Origin of the sequence: Ameyamaea chiangmaiensis, from assembly GCF_013376175.1 — a bacterium.
Taxonomy (GTDB): Bacteria; Pseudomonadota; Alphaproteobacteria; order Acetobacterales; family Acetobacteraceae; genus Ameyamaea; species Ameyamaea chiangmaiensis.
Genome location: NZ_JABXXR010000236.1, coordinates 1 through 2,735 on the forward strand (window position 1 = coordinate 1; position 2,735 = coordinate 2,735).

At 69.3% G+C, this 2,735-nt stretch carries 2 protein-coding genes; one reads left to right on the forward strand and one right to left on the reverse strand.

From position 1 onward, the window contains the following. A partial coding sequence (locus HUK82_RS15700) for a protein-disulfide reductase DsbD domain-containing protein (protein WP_176614834.1) occupies nt 1-1,575 on the reverse strand: 1,575 nt, incomplete at its 3' end. A 181-nt stretch (nt 1,576-1,756) separates the two neighbouring features. Here HUK82_RS15700 and HUK82_RS15705 point away from each other — a divergent pair. After that, nucleotides 1,757-2,735, forward strand: a 979-nt coding sequence (locus tag HUK82_RS15705) for a DEAD/DEAH box helicase (protein WP_176614835.1), incomplete at its 3' end; no start/stop codon positions are given.

A 2,735-nucleotide genomic window follows, 5' to 3' on the forward strand; every position in this document is an offset into this window, starting at 1 on the left:
ACCCCCCAGCGCCACGACGACCACGCCCGGTCCGGCCTGAAGCGAGGCCACCCACAACAGCCACACGCACGTCCCCAGCAGCGGAAACGCCAGTGCCTGACGCAGGATGTCCATCCACGCGCCCGGACGCGGCATGCGCGACGCCAGCGCGGGCGCGACCGCCAGAGCCAGTGACGGTGCCGCCAGCCCGACACCCATCGCGACGAAAATCAGCAACCCCGACACGGCCGAACTGCCGAGCGCCGCTGCGATCGCAACGCCCATGAAGGGGGCCGTACACGGCGACGCCACGATCACGGCCAACACGCCTGTCATCAGATCGCCCAGGGCGCCGGAACGAACACCCCCACCGCCTGCTCCGATCGTGATCTCGAACATGCCCGACAGGTTTAACGCCATGACGAACAACAACCACGCAATACCAGTGACGAAGGCCGGCGACTGGAACTGGAAGCCCCACCCGACCGCGTCACCTGCGACACGCAGTGCCATCAGGCCGCCGCCCAATATTGCAAAACTGACGATCACGCCTGTCGCATACAGCAGGGCGCTCCGCCGTTGCGCCGCCTGCCCTGCCCCGCCGAGCCGCGCCAGTGCGAGCGCCTTCATGGCCAGAACCGGGAATACGCATGGCATCAGATTGAGAATGGCACCCCCTACGAAGGCCAGCAGAACCGCGCGCCATAATCCCTGATGCCGCGTCGCGTCCGCGTCCATCCCGGCGGGAGCCGCACCGGGCCTGGCCGTTACGGTCAGCGCACGCTCCTCCCCCGCGCGGTCACGGATCACCAGTACGCCCGCCTGCGGCATGTCCGGCTTCACACCGTCGAGGCGCCGGAGCCCCAGAGACAGATGGTCCCCGGACAGACGGAGCGGCTGGGGAGCGGCCTGATCGATCTGGCCAGGCTGGTCAGGCATGAACCACGCGTCGCGCACCACATCCGCCCCCAGCCCGTGACCGCTCAGAATCAGGTGGGCATCCGGCGTGATGACCGCCTCGAACGGCGAGGCCACCGGACGCGCGGCCTCGGCCCGGGCAAACAAGGGAGCCTGCGCGGACGGACCCGGAGCACCGTGACGAAGGGTCAGGGCGAAATCGGCTTTTTCCGGGACACAGACATCCGCGCAGACAAGCCACGCGGCATGGGCCTTGATCGTGACGTCGCCGTCAGGCGCACCATCGGCCGCGGTGGCATCGACATGGAGGGGCAGAACCACGTCATCGACGTAGGCATAGGCCATCAGGCCTGATTCAAGGATACGGCGTGGGGTCGGCCATTCAATCGTGCCGCCCGTGCCCTTGGCGCCTCCGCCAAGCGACACGTCAAGCGTCGGCGCTTCACCCGCATCACCGGGGTTCAGCCAGTATGTGTGCCAGCCGGGCCGCAGCGCCAGCCGCAACGCAACGCCCAGCCGCGCGCCCGGGGCGATGCTGTCGCTGTCGGTGATCAGGGTCGCGGTATCATGGGCCGTCGTGACCCCGGCGCTCTCGGCCGCCTGCCCCCGTCCCGGCACCCCCATGACCGTCCCGAGTGCCACACACAACGTCAGCCACCACAATCGCACGTTCGACACCTCGTTCCCTCGCCTGGTTACGCGCAGGCCGACCACCCGCGAAGCCACACACTAATTTGCGATGGTTGCGTCCAACGCAAGGGGAACGTGCAAATCTGGCGGAGACCGACGAGGCGACGGTGATGCGGACAGGACCACCATACCCTTGCCAGCAACGCCGTCTTCGGCCACGCCGTTAACCATGCCCGATCTGCCGCAACTGCCCGAACTGCCTGTTTCCGGCGTCCTGCCGTCCCTGCGCGCCGCGCTGGCCGCCGGGCCGAACGCGCTTCTGGTGGCACCTCCGGGTGCCGGCAAGACCACTCTCGCCCCGCTGTCCCTGCTGGACGCTCCGTGGCGGAGGGATGGCGTCCTGATCCTTGTCGAACCGCGCCGTGTCGCCGCGCGCGCCGCCGCGCGCCGCATGGCCGCCCTGATCGGCGAGGAGGCCGGGGGGCTGGTCGGTTTTCGCACCCGCACCGATCAGGCCGTCTCCGCCCGCACGCGTATCGAGGTCGTCACCGAAGGCCTGCTGGTCAGGCGTCTTCTAGGCGATCCGACGCTGGACAACGTGGCGGCCATCCTGTTCGACGAGGTGCACGAACGTGCCCTCGACCTGGATCTGGCCATGGCGCTGGCGCTCGATCTGCAACGCAGCCTTCGTCCCGAACTGCGCCTGCTGGCGATGTCGGCAACCATGGACGGCGCGCGTCTGGCCGCCCTGATGGACGACGCCCCGCTGATCGAGAGCGAGGGCCGGGCATGGCCGGTCGACATTCGTCATGCCGCGCGTGACCTTACCCATCCGCGCGACCTGCCCGACGCCGTCGCGCGCGCGGCAAAGGCGGCCCTGTCCGAACATGACGGCGACATCCTGTGCTTCCTGCCCGGCGTGGGCGAAATCGCCCGGACCGCTGCCGCCCTGACCGGCGTGGGCGCCGATGTCCTGCCGTTGCATGGCGAACTGGCCTCCGCCGAGCAGGACCGTGTCCTGCGCCCCCATCACGACGCGGGGCGCAGGATCGTGCTGGCGACGTCGATCGCCGAAACATCGCTGACCGTGCCGGGCGTCCGGATCGTGATCGACGGCGGCCTGCGCCGCAGTCCGCGACTGGACCCGTCGACCGGCTTGTCGAAACTGCAGACCGTGCGCGTCTCGCGCGCCACGGCCACCCAACGCG